Source organism: Cupriavidus sp. 05T313 (assembly GCF_056396665.1).
The window spans coordinates 1-15,431 of sequence record NZ_JBFTLX010000165.1 but is presented as its reverse complement, the minus strand read 5'-3'; the positions used below and the strand labels follow the sequence as shown (position 1 = coordinate 15,431).

Annotated in this window: 9 protein-coding genes, 3 tRNA genes and 1 other RNA gene; 7 read left to right on the top strand and 6 right to left on the bottom strand. The window is 66.6% G+C overall.

The window, feature by feature from the left end; all coding sequences use genetic code 11:
* Positions 1–230: 230 nt before the first annotated feature.
* Positions 231–329, top strand: an RNA gene (gene ffs, locus AC1DKD_RS28290) — signal recognition particle sRNA small type.
* 251 nt (positions 330–580) lie between these two features.
* Here ffs and AC1DKD_RS28285 read toward each other — a convergent pair.
* The 3 genes from AC1DKD_RS28285 to AC1DKD_RS28275 form a co-directional block, all read right to left on the bottom strand.
* On the bottom strand, positions 581–4,207 hold the full coding sequence (locus tag AC1DKD_RS28285; protein ID WP_477143974.1) for a UvrD-helicase domain-containing protein: 3,627 nt from the start codon (positions 4,205–4,207) through the stop codon (positions 581–583).
* Positions 4,204–7,137, bottom strand: coding sequence for a PD-(D/E)XK nuclease family protein (locus AC1DKD_RS28280; RefSeq protein WP_477143973.1), 2,934 nt, complete (start codon positions 7,135–7,137; stop codon positions 4,204–4,206). The genes AC1DKD_RS28285 and AC1DKD_RS28280 overlap by 4 nt, the downstream gene beginning before the upstream one ends.
* A 122-nt stretch (positions 7,138–7,259) precedes the next feature.
* Entirely contained in the window at positions 7,260–7,526 is a 267-nt protein-coding gene (locus AC1DKD_RS28275; protein ID WP_035868090.1) for a hypothetical protein, read from the bottom strand.
* A gap of 515 nt (positions 7,527–8,041) precedes the next feature.
* On the opposite strand from AC1DKD_RS28275, the gene trxA reads away from it, so the two are divergent.
* The 6 genes from trxA (at position 8,042) to AC1DKD_RS28245 (ending at position 14,758) form a co-directional block, all read left to right on the top strand.
* Positions 8,042–8,368, top strand: coding sequence for a thioredoxin TrxA (gene trxA, locus AC1DKD_RS28270; RefSeq protein ID WP_477143972.1), 327 nt, complete (start codon positions 8,042–8,044; stop codon positions 8,366–8,368).
* Positions 8,369–8,558: 190 nt separating this feature from the next.
* Entirely contained in the window at positions 8,559–9,821 is a 1,263-nt protein-coding gene (gene rho, locus AC1DKD_RS28265) for a transcription termination factor Rho (protein ID WP_477143971.1), read from the top strand.
* Positions 9,822–10,004: 183 nt separating this feature from the next.
* Positions 10,005–10,856, top strand: coding sequence for a M90 family metallopeptidase (locus AC1DKD_RS28260; protein ID WP_441627416.1), 852 nt, complete (start codon positions 10,005–10,007; stop codon positions 10,854–10,856).
* Between the two features lie 183 nt (positions 10,857–11,039).
* The gene (locus AC1DKD_RS28255) at positions 11,040–11,303 is read left to right on the top strand and encodes a type B 50S ribosomal protein L31 (RefSeq protein ID WP_017225511.1); all 264 of its coding nucleotides are present in this window, start codon (positions 11,040–11,042) and stop codon (positions 11,301–11,303) included.
* A 253-nt stretch (positions 11,304–11,556) separates the two neighbouring features.
* Positions 11,557–13,344, top strand: coding sequence for an ArnT family glycosyltransferase (locus tag AC1DKD_RS28250; RefSeq protein ID WP_441627419.1), 1,788 nt, complete (start codon positions 11,557–11,559; stop codon positions 13,342–13,344).
* 61 nt (positions 13,345–13,405) lie between these two features.
* Positions 13,406–14,758 carry an MATE family efflux transporter gene (locus AC1DKD_RS28245; RefSeq protein ID WP_477143970.1) on the top strand — a complete coding sequence of 451 codons (1,353 nt, stop codon included), beginning with the start codon at positions 13,406–13,408 and terminating at the stop codon, positions 14,756–14,758.
* A gap of 257 nt (positions 14,759–15,015) precedes the next feature.
* On the opposite strand, the gene AC1DKD_RS28240 is transcribed toward AC1DKD_RS28245, so the two are convergent.
* From AC1DKD_RS28240 to AC1DKD_RS28230, 3 genes are all read right to left on the bottom strand, one after another.
* Positions 15,016–15,092 (bottom strand) — tRNA-Asp (locus tag AC1DKD_RS28240).
* A 68-nt stretch (positions 15,093–15,160) separates the two neighbouring features.
* Positions 15,161–15,236, bottom strand: a tRNA-Glu gene (locus AC1DKD_RS28235).
* A gap of 107 nt (positions 15,237–15,343) precedes the next feature.
* Positions 15,344–15,419 (bottom strand) — tRNA-Ala (locus tag AC1DKD_RS28230).
* Between the last annotated feature and the right edge of the window lie 12 nt (positions 15,420–15,431).

Genomic DNA, 15,431 nt, shown 5'->3' with positions numbered 1-15,431 from the left:
GTCCTGGGGCGGCAGCGTGGTACGGAGCATCTGTTCGTTGGCATTCATCGCAGGTCTCGCTGGTGTCACGGTTGCCATATCCGCCAGCCGGGCCGCGTTGCGTCCCGACGCTGGCGGCTAGCGCGTTTTCGTCCTTGCACGCCCTGGCGTTGCCTGGGCCATGCGCTTTACTCAATCAATTTCGCGGGAAATCTGCCCGATCCGTCCGCTCTGGGTTACAATGCCGACCGGACGGGCCTCCTCGCATGGCGGCGCGGTCAACCTGGTCAGGTCGGGAACGAAGCAGCCACAGCCGTTTTCCGCCAGTGCCGAGGGTCGGGCTCGTCCCCCTAACATTCCCCAGTCGTATCCGCAGCATCCCCCCGCATCATCGCGCTTTCTTGCCGCATGTGCATCAAGCACTTGCGCCAGGCGCCGATCGTCCGCTGGTTACAATCCGCCTTCAGCAGAATATTCCCGCACGGCAGTCCGGCCGCGTCGAGTCCGCGGCTTGGGAGCCAGTTTCATCCCCCGTGCCCGCGCCGCCGACGTTAGCTATTCTGCCGCGCCTCCCCCGCCCTTGCCATGATCCAGGACATACCTAGAACAGAGAACCCTGGCGTTCCGTCTGCAGCGCCTGCGCCGCAATCCACTCCCCGTCAGCCGTGGCCACGCCAGCCTCGACCGCCCGCCCAGGGAACATCGGCCTGACCGCCGCCACATAACGCGCAAGCTGCTGCGCGTAGGCGGCGTGCTCCTGCGGCAGCAGGCGCAACTTGTAATCGATGATCACCACCCGGTCGGCGAACTCCACCAGACGGTCGATCCGCAGCAGGCGGCCGCGCGCATCGTAGAGTTCAACCTCGTTGCGCGCGCTGATGGCCGCTTGCGGGAACAGCAGCGCCCGCAAGGCCGGGGCCTCCAGCATCAGGCGCGCTGCCTCGACGGCGGCATGCGCCTGGTCCCGCCACAGCACGCGCGCCTGCGCGGTGCCGGCCCCGGCCAGCGGGAACCAGCGCATGACCACCTCGGGTTCGGGCAGCCCCTCGAACGCCTCGGGGTAACGCGTCACACGTTCCAGCAGCGCGTGCAGCAATTCGCCATGGCGAGCCGCGTCGGCATCGAACACGATGGCATGGCCATCCTCGCTCGGGCTCGCACCTTGCTCCGCCGCCTCGTCTTCCCACTCCAGCACCGGCGCCAGCGTCTCGGCCGCCTCGCGGTAACGCTGGCGAAAATCCGTATAGCGCACGCGCGCGTCGTTGCCTGACGCGGCGCCCGCCACGTCCTGCGCGCTGGCCGGCGGAAAGGGATCGACTTCCTCGCCGACCCTGGCTGACAACAATCGCGCATACCAGCTTCCCGCGATCTCGCGATTGCCTTCGCCGCTGTCGGCGCTGCGCGACGCGCGTCCCTTCACGCCGCTCACCAGCAAGCCCTGGCGCGCGCGCGTCATCGCCACATAGAGCAGGTTCCAGTTCTCGCGCTCGGCCAACGCGGCCTCGGCCTCGAACAAGGGCGCGCGTGCCAGCCCGCGCGTGCTGCGCTTGCCATACGCCGAGAAATGCACCGGCACGGGCGACGACGGCGGCCAGTCGATCAGGATGCCGCCCCGGTCAGCGGCGGCATCGCTGTGGTTTGCGTCCAGCAACACGACGAACGGGGCCTCCAGGCCCTTGGCCGCATGCACGGTGAGAATGTGGACCGCGTCCTGTGCGTTGTCGGCGGCGTCGGCATCGGCTTCGCCCTCGGCATCCTCGGCGTTGTCGGCCATGCCGCCTTCGTCCGGGCTTTCGCCTTCTTCGCCGCGGCGGATTTCCTGCAGTTCGTCGATGAACTTCGGCAAGCTCGGGTAGCGGCCGCCGTCAAGATCGAGCGAAAGCTTCAGGAAGGCATCGAGGTTCGCCAGCACCTGGTCGCGGATCTCGGCAGGCGCGGCTTCGGCATAGCGGCGGCGTACTTCGCCGCCGTGGTAGATATGGTCGATCAGGTCATGCACCGGGCGATGCGGCGCCACTTCCTGCCAGTGGCGCAGCCGCGCGATGCCGTCGCGCAGCGCGGGGCTGCTGTACTCGGGCAGCCCTTGCTCCATCAGGCAGGCCCACCATCCCGGCCGCGGCTCGCGCGCCTGAGTCATCTGCGCGATAGCAATCAGGTCWTCGTCRGTGGCGCCCACCAGCGGGCTTTTCAGCACATGGGCCAGGTCCAGATCGGATTCCGGCGTCATCAGGAAGGCCAGCAGCGCCGACAGGTCGAGCGCTTCGAGCGTGGCCAGCAAGCCGCCCCGGCGCGGGCTCAGGCACGGGATGCCGGCCTCGCGGAAGGCGCGTTCGTATTCCGCCAGATGGGTCTTGCGGCGCACCAGCAAGTGCATGTCGCTCCAGCGCGCGGGCCGCGGGCCATCGCTATCGGCGACCGGCACGGTGGCGCGGATATGCCGCAGCCAGGCGGCCACGCGCCTGCCCTCTTCGAGCCGCAGCGAATCGCCCTCATGCTGTCGCGGCTGGGTGAGCGTATCGCGGTGCGTTGCGGCTTTCGGGACGGCCTCGCCGGCTTCATCGGTGGCTTCGCCCTCCGGCGTAGCGGGGTTGCCCCCCGCCTCTTCCTCGGGCTCGACCAGTGGCAGCAGCCACACCGGCCCGCCCGGCTCGCCGAGCGCGGTAGTCTGCGTCTCGAACAGCGGATAGCGGCCGTCGGCACGCGCGGCATCGAACACGGCGTTGACCCAGTCCAGCACCTCGGGGCGATTGCGGCGGGTCCGGTTGGTGCGCAGCACGGTGGCGCCGAAACCGGACTGCAGCATCTCGCTGGCGGTCTGGAACAGACGCGCATCGGCGCGGCGGAAGCGATAGATCGATTGCTTGGGGTCGCCCACCAGAAACACCGTAGGCCGCTCGCCCAGCCCCGCGTAGCCGGCCAGCCAGCCCTGCAGGATTCGCCATTGCAGCGGGTTGGTGTCCTGGAACTCGTCGAGCAGCAGGTGGCGGTAGCGTGCATCGAGCCGGACCTGCAGGTAGGTGGCGGTCTCTTCATCGCCCATCAGCCGCGCGGCCAGCCACTCCAGGTCGGCGAAGTCCATCGCGCGCTGCTCGGACTTGTGGTGCTGGTAGCGTGTCAGCAGCGCATCGCCCAAGTGGTAGAGCGCAAGGTTGACCGCCAGCACCGCAGCCTCGCAACGGCGCTGCGCCACCTGCTCCAGCGCGGCGCACATCTCGCCGTGCTCGGCCAGGAACGCGTCGACCATCGCCTCGCCGCCCAGCGCCTTGGTCAGCGCCGCGGTGGCACGCAGCGAGCGCGGCTTGCCCGCGGCAGTGAAGAACGCATCGCGCAGTACCGCGAAAGCGCGCTCGGCGGGCTCGCCTCCTGCGGCACCCGCCTCGCGCCAGGCGCGGATCGCCATGATCGCGTCAGCCAGGCGCGTGGCATGCGCCTGCTCGGTCTTGCCGCCCCTGCCCAACTGCGAAGCAAGGCCCTGGCAAGCGTCGAGCCAGCTGTCGTCGGCCAGTACTTCGAGCAGCACGTCGACCTGCGCATCCTCGCCAAGGTCGGCGGCGAGCGCCTGCGCAGGATCGGCACTTTCGCGGAACGCCAGCCACTCGCTGCGCGCGTGGAACATGGCATCAAGCAGCGCGCGCGCCTGGAACTCGCCAATGGCGTCGACCAGCCGCTCGAACGCCGCGCGCAGGTCGGCGTACGGCGGTGTTGCCAGCGCCTGCCAGAACGGCGCCCACGCTTCGCGCTTCATGCGCAGCGCGTCTTCGCGCAGCGTGGCGCCCGGCACGATGCCCGACGCCAGCGGCGCCCCGCGCAGCAGGGTGCCGAACCAGCCGTGGAACGTATCGATGGCCATGCGGCCGGGCGCGGCGAGCACCTGCGCGTGCAGGCCGCGGGCGCGCGGCAGTGCCACGCGTGCCGCATCGGGGGAAAGCCCGCGCTGCGTCAGCGCGGCGATCACCGCCTCGTCATCGTCACGCGCAAGTTGCGCGAGCACTTCCAGCAGGCGCTCGCGCATTTCCTCGGCGGCCTTGCGCGTGAAGGTGATGGCGAGGATCTCGTGCGGCGCCGCGCCAGCCAGCAACAGGCGCAACAGGCGCGCCACCAGCAGCCAGGTCTTGCCGCTGCCCGCGCAGGCCTCGACCACCACCGAGCGGGCGGGGTCGCAGGCCGCGCGAGTGAACTCAGCCTCCGCAATCGGCTCGCCATCGCGCAAATAGGCATGGATGCTCATGCGCGCCCTCCCACCTGTGGCGGCAACGCCGTGCTTTCCCAGAAACCCTTGCGGCACAGGCCGCGGGCCGTGCAATAGGTGCATGCGCTGGCATCGCCGAAAGCCGGCAGCGGCGCGTCCCGGCGCAAGCGCATCACGTCGGTGCGCAACTGTTGCTCCAGCCAGGCCACCGCGGCGTCGAAGTCAGGCAAGCCAACCTCGCGCTGGGACGCGGGCGGGCCATCCTTCACGCCCTCAAGCGCCACCCAGCTGCCACCGGCAACGTCGGCGCGCAGCAATCCATAGAATGGCAACTGGCAATCCTCTTCCACGTCCCCTACCTTGCGCTTGAGACGCAGCACGCTCTGCGTCTTGTAATCGAGCACCGCGCGGCTGCCATCGCGGGCGCGGTCGAGCCGGTCGATGCGGCCATTGACGCGCAGCGGCTGGCCATCGGGCATGGGCAGGTCGACGGTGGCGTCCAGCTCGCCATCGTCCCAGAACCAGCCTTGCGCCTCGCGTTCAGCCTGCCATGCCACGTAGGAAGGCAGCACTTCACACCAGCGGCGGTAATAGCCGATGGCGTTGCCGTCTTCCTTCATCAGCGCGCCGAACTCGTGGTCGGAAATCTCGCGCAGCCGCGCCAGCCGGGCGTCCTGGTGGCGCAAGCCGTCCTGCGATGCCTCGCGGTGGTAGCGCAACAGCACGCGGTGCAACAGCTCGCCGATATCGCGCTTTTCCAGATCGTCGCTGACGACCTCCAGCCCGGCCAGCCCGAGCATGCGGCCCGCGAAGAACTGGTAGGGACAGCGCCGCAGCATGTTGTACGCCTGCGCGCTCCAGCGCGCAGGCACCAGTTCCGAAGCCGCTGGTGCGGGCATTCCGCCCACCTCGGCGAGGGTCTCGTGCTGCGCGGGCAAGGCACTCGCCTCGATGGGCRCGCCCGCCCGCGAGCACAGCGCGCTGAGGCGCTCGATCCAGCCCGACACGTGCTTGGGCTCGCCGCGCGCGCCAAGGCGTTGCCAGGTCAGCACGACGTCATCGTTATTCAGCAGGACCTCGGCAAGATCGCGCGCCTGCTGTGCAAAGCGCACCTCGCGATCTTCCAGCGCCAGTTCGCGCCGCATCTGGTTGGAGAAGAACATCAGTTCCGCCGCGCTGGAGGGTAGCTGCGTATCGTCGCACCCCACCACCACCACGCCATCGAAGCGCCGCATGCGCGCGCCGTTGAGCGGCAGGATGGTGATGCGCGCGGCGCCGCTGGCCGAGGGCTCCTTGTAAGCGACCGATTCGAGCAAGGCCGACAGCATGGAGCGGAACTCGCCGAGATCGAGCGTGGCGAGCGCGCCTGTCTCGTCCTGAGGCAAGTCGGCAAGGCGCGCCAGCGCGTCGAGCAGCTGGCTGCCCGCATCGTCGGCGGCCAGCGCATTGCGCATGCCGATCACGTCGAGCGTGGCATCGAGCCGCTCCAGCCAGGTCGACACCGGTTTCTGCGCCTTGCCGCGCGGCCAGGCTGCGGCTTCGGCCGCAAGGCACTGCACCAGCTCGCACGCGGCCTGCCGCGCCGCGCGGCGGGCGTCCTGCTCCGCGACATCGCCGGTGCTGGCTTCATCCGCGCTCGCGCGTGATTCGTCCGCGGCGTCCGGCCTGAAGCGCTGCTGCAGGCGGCGCCAGCCGCCACTGATGCCGTCGCGGCGAATCTGCCGCTCCAGCGCGGCGATGGCCGCGCCGCGCAAGGGGAAATGCGGCAGGCAAAACGGGCTCTTGAGYAGGTCGAGCAGGGCCGAGGTATCGCCGTCCTGGTTGAGCAGATCGAACCAGCGCATCAGCGCGGCGGCGGCGCGCGTGGTTGAGAGTTTCCAGCCCGTTTCGTCGCGCACCGGCGCGCCGGCGCGCGCCAGCAAGGCGCGCGCGCGCCGCGCCACCACACGATCGTGCGCAACCAGGGCTACGTGGCGCCGGCCTTCATTGAGCCACTGCACAAGCTGGTCGGCGGCGGCGCCGGCTTCGTCCTCGAAGCGCGCGCTGCCGATCACGCGCACGCGTGGGCGCCCGGCCGGCAGGCCGCGCGGCGCGCGGCGCGGCGCCGCTTCCTGCGCCCCCGGCAACCTGGCCTCCGGCCACAGGGCAAGCAGGGTGTCATACCAGTCGAATGCCCCTGCCGCGGCGTCTTCATCATCCCCGCCAGCATCGAGCGCGTGGCTCTCCGACGGCGTTGACTGCGCCGACCAGTCATAGCCGATGCGGATCACCGGCACGAGCTCGGCGGCCTGCTTCAGGAAGGCGTCCTCGATCGGCGCGGGCGGAGTCGGCCCCAGCCAGATCACCGGCCCCGCCACGTGCTGGGCCAGCCGGTGCAGAACGCGGCGGCGCGCCGGCAGCGGATCGTCCGGGCCCGACAAGGCTTGCCAGAAGGCCATCACGATGCGCGCCTCCTCGCCAAGGAAGCGCGACGACAAATGCGCGTAGGTTCGTTCCAGCGCGCCTTGCAGCAGCGCGGCGCGGTCGTCGCCGTCGATGTCTTCATCGCGGATGGCGTCATCGTCAAGCCAGCGCGCGCTCAGTTCGTCGCTGATGGTCAGCAGCGTCTGCGCCAGCCCCCACGCCGCTGCCTCGGTCTGCGCGCCGAAGGCACGCCGTAACCAGTCCTGCGCGCGGATGGCCTGCTGCACCGCCAGCAGCCGGGCCGCATGGCTGCGCACCGGCACCGGGTCGGGCGGCAGATCGAGCAACCAGTGGCCAAGCGTGAGCACGCGCGGCAGCAGGCGCGGCGCGCCGGCAGCGCGCGYCGCGGCATCCAGCGCCTGCCGCACGCCGGGAATCTGCGCCGCGGTAGGCACTACCACGTGCGCAGCGGCTTGCTGCTCCCCGCAATGGTCGAGAAAATACCAGGCCGAAGCGGCAGCCTGCGGCAGGAAGTCGGGGCCGGGACGGAATTGCAGCGAAGTCATGAAGCGAGTGTGGCGGCCGGATCGGAAGTCATGGCGCGCGGCGCGCAGGCACGCACTGCCTGGCCGGCGAGCCGGGCAGCGCGCTCGGGCAACGTGAAAATACGGGAAAACCCCGAGGGTCTTCAGTGGCTGCCGCCCTCCAGACGGGCGCGGATCTCGCGCGCGGTCTCGAGCAAGCCCTGGTAGCCGGAGCGTGCATGCTCGGGAAGGTCGGGGTCACCGACCAGCGCGCCCAATGTCTCGATGATGCTGTACAGAAGACCCTTGGCCGCGCCGCCGGCAATGCTGTTCTGTTCGACCGCGCTATTGATGTGATCCAGCGCGTCGCTCAGGTGTCCCACTTCGGGCGGCTGTTGCGGATCGGGCTTGGAAGGGGTGTCGGGCGTCATGGTCGATTTGCCTTGTCTGTTGCGCGGGAAGGCGCCGGGCGCAAGGCCTGGCGCATGTTTATATTCTACGCGCCCCGGCGCGCCGCACATTCGCGAACACGCAAGGGAGCGCTCGGGCCATGCGGCACCAAAGCGAAGTGTCCGATAAATCATACGCCGGCCGCGCCGCATCGGCCTTTGCCGCAGCCCCCGATTGAGAAAAGCTCTCGCCCCGATTAATAGAATCACTCAACAGGGCCAGCCTTCCGGGGCARAATGCCCCCATGCTTCGCCGCACAAAAATGTCTTTCCCCGCCGTGTTCGGCAACGCACCGTGACCTTGACCGGGAAGGTATTGAATTCCCGTCAACTGGTAACATATGAGCAAAACTCGCCTTTCCGTGGCGTGCCCGTCGCTCGGGCCCGCACGCACCGGGTGATGCGCCTGCCTACGGGTATGCGCAAACTCGTGTAATGTAGCGGTTCGGCAAATCCCGCCTTCAAATCAAACAGAGCGAAACCAGAGGTTTTCCGCCATGAGTGAACAAATCAAGTATGTGAGCGACGCCTCCTTCGACGCCGACGTGCTCCAGTCCGACAAGCCCGTCMTSSTCGAYTTCTGGGCCGAATGGTGCGGCCCGTGCAAGATGATCGCCCCGATCCTGGACGAAGTGGCCAAGGACTACGGCGACAAGCTGCAGATCGCCAAGATCAACGTCGATGAAAACCAGCAAGTGCCGGCCAAGTTCGGCATCCGCGGTATTCCCACGCTGATCCTGTTCAAGAATGGCGCGGTTGCCGCGCAGAAGGTCGGCGCGCTGTCCAAGTCGCAACTGACCGCTTTCCTCGACGGCAATCTGTAAGTCGCTAGCCCGGGGCGAGGTGCCGCCAGGCGCCGCCCCGGTTGTAGCCACAATCCGACGTCCGTGCGCCAGTCCTGGCGCACCGTCCGGATTGTGCTAAGATGGCACCAACAACTTCCCCGAGCGTTCGCTCATTTCTTCCCCCTTCCTTTAGGTCCAGCCCGTCCGGGCGCCTCTGTACCCCTCGTCTATGCACCTGACAGAACTCAAATCGCTTCACGTGTCTGCGCTTCTCGAAATGGCCGCGACCCTCGAGATCGACAATGCACAACGGATGCGCAAACAGGAGCTGATGTTTGCGATCCTGAAGAAGCGCGCCAAGCTGGGCGAAACCATCTTCGGAGACGGCACGCTGGAAGTCCTGCCGGACGGCTTCGGCTTCCTGCGCTCGCCCGAGACCTCCTACCTGGCAAGCACGGACGACATCTACATCAGCCCTTCGCAGATCCGCCGCTTCAATCTGCATACCGGCGATACGATCGAGGGCGAAGTACGGACCCCGAAGGACGGCGAGCGCTATTTCGCGCTGGTGAAGGTGGACAAGGTCAACGGCCAGGCGCCTGAAGCGGTGAAGAACCGCATCATGTTCGAGAACCTGACGCCGCTGCACCCGAACCGGCCGCTCACGCTCGAACGCGAAATCCGCGCCGAGGAAAACATCACCGGCCGCATCATCGACATGATCGCGCCGATCGGCCGCGGCCAGCGCGCGCTGCTGGTGGCATCGCCAAAGTCCGGCAAGACCGTGATGCTGCAGCACATCGCCCATGCGATTGCCAACAACCATCCGGAAGCCGACCTGTTCGTGCTGTTGATCGACGAACGGCCGGAAGAAGTGACCGAAATGCTGCGCTCGGTGCGCGGCGAAGTGGTGGCGTCGACCTTCGACGAGCCCGCCATCCGCCACGTGCAGGTTGCCGAAATGGTGATCGAAAAGGCCAAGCGCCTGGTCGAGCTCAAGCGCGACGTGGTGATCCTGCTGGACTCGATCACCCGCCTGGCACGCGCCTACAACACGGTGGTGCCGGCTTCGGGCAAGGTGCTGACCGGCGGCGTGGACGCCAACGCGCTGCAACGCCCCAAGCGTTTCTTCGGCGCCGCGCGTAACCTGGAAGAAGGCGGCTCGCTGACCATCATCGCCACCGCGCTGATCGAAACCGGYWSSCGCATGGACGACGTGATCTACGAAGAATTCAAGGGCACCGGCAATATGGAAGTGCACCTGGAACGCCGCCTGGCGGAAAAACGCGTCTATCCGTCGATCAACCTGAACAAGTCCGGCACCCGCCGCGAGGAATTGCTGATCAAGCCGGATATCCTGCAGAAGGTGTGGGTGCTGCGCAAGTTCATCTCGGATATGGACGAAGTGCAGGCCATGGWATTCATCCTCGACAAGATGAAGGCGACCAAGAACAACGCCGAGTTTTTCGATATGATGCGCAGAGGCGGCTGATCGTTCGCTGTGCCGCGCACGGCTGGTTCGCGCGCTGGTACCGCACAGGAAGGGCGTGCCTCGGCGCGCCCTTTTTGTATTTTTGCACTACGATGCATTGCTTGCCGATGTCCTGACCTGGCTTTGGGTCCCGCGTCCTGCTTCATGCGCGCGCCACCTCGATGCCACACCTGCAGGAGTCCCATGTTCGGCCGACTGAGCCACTTCCTGCGTGCGCGCTCGCGCGTGCGCAAACTCGAGCACTACGCGATCCCCGATGCGCTGTGGGCACACACGGTGGCGAGCCTGCCCTTCGTGCAGCGCTATGGCGCCGCCGACCTCGCCGCCTTGCGCGAACTCGCCACGCTCTTCATCGCCGAAAAGGAATACTCCACCGCGCACAACCTGCCTCTTACCGATGAAATGGTGACGATCGTGGCGGTGCAGGCCTGCGTGCCCATCCTCAGGCTGGGTATCGAGTGGTATCGCGGCTGGCGCGGCATCGTGCTTTACCCTGGAGAGTTCGTCATCCGACGTACCGTCGAGGACGATATCGGGCTGGTGCACGGCGTGGTCGAGGAAGCCAGCGGCGAAGCCTGGGAACACGGCCCGGTCATCCTTTCCTGGCCCGACGTGAAGACCCCGGGCGCCGGCCTGAACGCGCGCCACGCCCACCCGGACGACACCTATAACGTGGTCATCCACGAATTCGCCCACAAGCTCGACATGCTCGATGGCGAGCCCGACGGCGTGCCACCCTTCTCACGCGTACTTCACCCAGGCATCGACCGTGAGCAGTGGGCCGAGACCTTCCTGTCCGAATACGACCGCTTCGCTGAGGCCTGCGACAGGCAATCCGACCATGCCTGGGATCATCCGGAGCGGCTTCCACCCGCGCTACGCGTGATCGACCCCTATGGCTGCGAGGCACCCAGCGAGTTCTTCGCGGTGGCATCGGAAACATTCTTTGTCGAGCCGGTTGGCCTGCGTCGATATTGGCCTGCCCTCTATGACTCGCTGGCGGCGTTCTACCGCCAGGATCCGGGCTCCATGTGACGAAAGGTATATTTTTCGGGGTACTCGCCCGTCCTCCTGCTGGCGCACTCAAATCTTGCCCAGTTTTTTGTTTTTCTGCGATAATCCCGGATTGTCCGTTATCGGCAAGTGGTTCGTTCGCCGCAATACCCGGCAGCAGCGCGGCAAACAACGGACTGGCTACCCAACCTGAAAGGAAACATCATGAAAGAAGGCATTCACCCGAATTATCGCGAAGTCGTGTTCCTCGACGTGTCGAACGACTTCAGCTTTGTGACCCGCTCGACCATCCAGACGCGCGACACGATCACCCGCGACGGCAAGGAATACCCGCTGGCCAAGATCGAAGTCTCGTCGGAATCGCACCCGTTCTACACCGGCACCCAGAAGATCATGGACACGGCCGGCCGCGTCGAGAAGTTCCGCCAGAAATTCGGCAGCAAGCTGGGCAAGGCCGCCGCGAAGTAATTCGCCGCGAGCCCGCTCGCTGCACGGCTTCGGACAAGATGCTCCGGCGCCGCGCACCCAAGCAAAGAGGCAGCATCGGCTGCCTCTTTGCTTTTGYAGCCCTCGCGCGGTTGGCGCCTTTCACGCCAGCGCCAGGCGCACTTCGTCCGATACCATTGCGTATTCCGCCCCGCATCGGCGGTGTCCCATGCGAATGAGCCGGATGTAGCCAACCGGGAGCGCCCGTCCCGGCCGCCCCAAGCCCGACCGATCAATGAGTGCAGCCAAGACTTCCCGTGTCCACCTGACCGCAGCCGCCACCGGCACGCTTCCGCGCGCGCTGTTGCTGGCCATCTGCATCATCTACGGCCTGGCCGGGCTGTTTGGCCGCGACCCGTGGAAGAATGAGGACGCGGCCGGTTTCGGTGTGATGTGGCAACTGGCCACGGGGGGCGCGCAGGACTGGCTCATGCCCAATATCGTGGGCCGCCCCTATGGGGAAGACGGCCCCCTGGTATTCTGGGTCGGCGCCTTCATGATCCGGCTGTTTGGCGGCTGGCTCGGCGCGCCGGACGCGTCGCGCGTGGCCACCGCACTCTTCTACTTCGGCACCTGCGCCCTGATCTGGTACGCCACCTACCTGCTTGGCCGGCGCGCCGAGGTACAGCCCTTTGCCTATGTCTTCGGCGGCCAGCCCAATGCGCGCGACTACGGCCGCACGCTGGCCGACGGTGCCTTGCTGATCTTCCTGGCCTGCGTCGGCCTGGCCATGCGCGGGCACGAGACCACGCCGCAGGTGGGCCAGGTCTGCTTCGTCGCCATGAGCCTGTACGGCATGGTGCGCAGCCTGGACAAACCGGTCCAGGGCGGCATCTGGCTGGGCGTAGGGCTTGGCGCGCTGACCCTGTCCAGCGGCCCGGTCATCCCGCTGGTGCTGCTCGCGTCGATCATTGTCTGCGGCCTGGCTTGCAAGCCTCTGCCCCTGCCGCGCCTGTTGCTGGTGAGCGTGCCGCTGGCACTTGCAATGGTGGCGGCCTGGATGGCCGCCGCCTACTTCGGCGCCACCGACCCCAGCGACGCCGTGACCTTTATCCGCGAGTGGTCGCGCTACGACCGCCGCACCTATGGCGCGCCGAACGCCACCGCGCTCAACTTCGTCGCACGCAACCTGCTGCTGTTCACCTGGCCGGTATGGCCGATTGCCGGCTGGGCCTGGCTGAGCTGGTCGGGGATGCGCCGTGCGCCGCATGTGGCGCTGCCGCTTGCCATGCTGCTGCCGCCGCTGCTGATGCTGTTCCTGCTGCGCCAGCCGGGCGATGTGCAGTTCATCCTGCTGCTGCCGCCGATGGCGGTACTGGCTGCATTCGGCCTGCCTACGCTCACGCGCGCGGCCATCAATGCAATCGACTGGTTCGCCCTGCTGTTTTTCACCATCTTCGGCGGCTTTGTCTGGTTCATGTGGATCGCCAGGACGACGGGCCAGCCGCCGCGCATCGCCGCCAATATCCACCGCCTGCTGCCGGGCTTCCAGGAAGACTTCACTATCCGCGCAGTGGTGTATGCACTGCTGGTAACCGTGGCCTGGATCCTGATCGTGCGCTGGCGGCTGTCGCGCGCACCCAAGCAAATCTGGCGCCCCGTGGTGATCTCGGCCGCCGGCACCACGCTGATGTGGGTGCTGGCGATGACCCTGTGGATGCCATCGATCAACTACGGCAAGACCTATCGCGACGTGGCGCAAGCCGCTTCGATGGCGCTGCCCGCCACTTATAACTGCGTGCAACCGATCCGGATGGGCGATGCGCAACTCGCGTCGTTCGCGTATTTCGGCCATATCCGCTTTGGCGGCCCGGCGGACGCGTGCGACATCCTGCTGCGCCATGATCCGGTCGATTACGGCGAGCCCACCAGCATCTCGCATTTCGAATGGCGGCTGATTTGGGAAGGCCGCCGCCCTTCCGACCGCGATGAGCGCTTCCGCATGTATCGCCTGGTTGATATGTCCCGCGTAGCGCCGCCCAAGTCCAGCCCGCCTACGCGCCGGCTGCCCCGCCAACCCTGAGACGGACATAGATGGTTCGACGAGATCGCTGGTACTCCTCTCCCAGGCAACGGCACGACGCATGACTGCACTCCAGGATATCCGCCGGATCTCTGTGCTGGCCGCGCCGGTCCTGGTCGGCCAGCTCGCAGTGATCGCCTTCGGCGTGATCGATACCATCATGGCGGGTCGCGCCTCGGCGATCGACCTGGCGGCGGTGGGGCTGGGCGGATCGATTTACGTCACGATCTACATCAGCCTGATGGGCGTATTGCAGGCGCTTGCCCCGATTGCCGGCCAACTCCATGGGGCCGGGCGCAGTGCCGAGATCGGCAGCGAGGTCAGGCAAGCCGCCTGGCTTGGACTGGCGCTGGCCGTGCCTGGCATGTTGCTGCTCTTGTTCCCCGGTCCGCTGCTGGATTTTGCCCAGGCGCCGCCCGAACTGGTTGAGAAGGCAACGCGCTACCTGCATCTCCAGGCCTTCGGCTTGCCGGCCGCGCTGGGCTTTCGCATCTATTCCGCGCTGAACAATGCCTTGTCGCGTCCGGTCATGGTGACGGTGCTGCAGCTTGCCGGGCTGGCGGTGAAGATTCCGCTCAATGCCTGGTTCATCGGTGGCGGCTTCGGCATCGCGGCCATGGGCGGACCCGGCTGCGCGCTCGCTTCGGCACTGATCAGCTGGATCTGGTGCATCTCCGGCGTCCTGATCCTGCGGCGCAACGCGGCGTACCGTCCCTTGCAGATATTTTCCAGCTGGGCATGGCCGCAGGCGCGGCCGATCCGCGCGCTGCTGCGGCTGGGCGTGCCAATGGGACTGACCTACCTGATCGAGATAACCTCGTTCACGCTGATGTCGATCTTCATCACGCGCATGGGCACCGTCGTGCTGGCCGGGCACCAGATCATTGCCAACCTCGGCGCGGTGGCCTACATGCTGCCGCTGTCACTGGCAATCGCCACCTCGACGCTGGTGGCGCAAGCCCTTGGCGCGCGCGACCGGACGGCGGCGCGCCGCATCGCCCGGCACGGGATCTGCCTGGCGGCGGCGCTGGCGATCATGGTCGGCGGCATGCTGTGGATCCTGCGCGAGCCGCTGCTGCATGCCTATGCCAAGGACCCTGCGGTGGTCGGCGCCGCCCTGCCGCTGATGCTGTTCATTGCCTTCTACCAGGCCTTCGATGCGGTACAAGTCATGACGGCATTCATCCTGCGCGCCTACAAGATCGCACTGGTGCCGACCTTGATCTATGCGCTGTCCCTCTGGGGCGTCGGCCTGGGTGGCGGTTACGTGCTTGGTTTTGGCCTGATCGACGCCCTGCCAGCCTTCACGCATGGCGCCGCTGGGTTCTGGATGGCCAACAGCATCAGCCTGGCCATCGCCGGCTCGTTGCTGGTGCGCTACTTCGTTACCGTCAGCCGTCRCCACGACGGTTAAGCCTGCCCCCCCCTGACGCGCGTGCCGGATGGATTTTGCCTGTGACCCGGCAGGCATGTGCAGGACATACCGACGGTCCGTCCGCAAGCGCTACGCAACAATATCCGACTACCCAAGAAAGACAGAGGCAAGTAATACGCACGCGCCGTCGCTGCGCGAGCGGCGCCGAATTGCCGGAGATTATCAATGAGCCGCCAGGGTAAGTGCCGGATAGCAAAAGAAAAAACCCGCATGGCATAACCATGCGGGTTTAGTTTTGGCGGAGTGGACGGGACTCGAACCCGCGACCCCCGGCGTGACAGGCCGGTATTCTAACCAGCTGAACTACCACTCCATACTCTTGCTTATCACCACGAGCCACGCTCCTGATGACAAACCGAACGTTTGGTTACGTTCGTTATYTGGCGTCCCCTAGGGGATTCGAACCCCTGTACTCACCGTGAAAGGGTGATGTCCTAGGCCTCTAGACGAAGGGGACAAGAACTTGTTTTTCAACTTGTTCCGTCTTGCGTGCCGAAGACCTTAACAACCAGATCCTCGCCACACTGGAAGCCTCGATTCACTAGACTCGAAACTTCCGGCATTTGGTGGAGCTAAGCGGGATCGAACCGCTGACCTCTTGCATGCCATGCAAGCGCTCTCCCAGCTGAGCTATAGCCCCATGGTACAACAC

Coding starts and splice junctions, on each gene's coding strand:
- AC1DKD_RS28255 (WP_017225511.1), top strand. CDS start 11,040: ATGAAAGAAGGCATTCACCCGAATTATCGCGAAGTCGTGTTCCTCGAC.
- AC1DKD_RS28275 (WP_035868090.1), bottom strand. CDS start 7,526: ATGACGCCCGACACCCCTTCCAAGCCCGATCCGCAACAGCCGCCCGAA.
- AC1DKD_RS28250 (WP_441627419.1), top strand. CDS start 11,557: ATGAGTGCAGCCAAGACTTCCCGTGTCCACCTGACCGCAGCCGCCACC.
- AC1DKD_RS28260 (WP_441627416.1), top strand. CDS start 10,005: ATGTTCGGCCGACTGAGCCACTTCCTGCGTGCGCGCTCGCGCGTGCGC.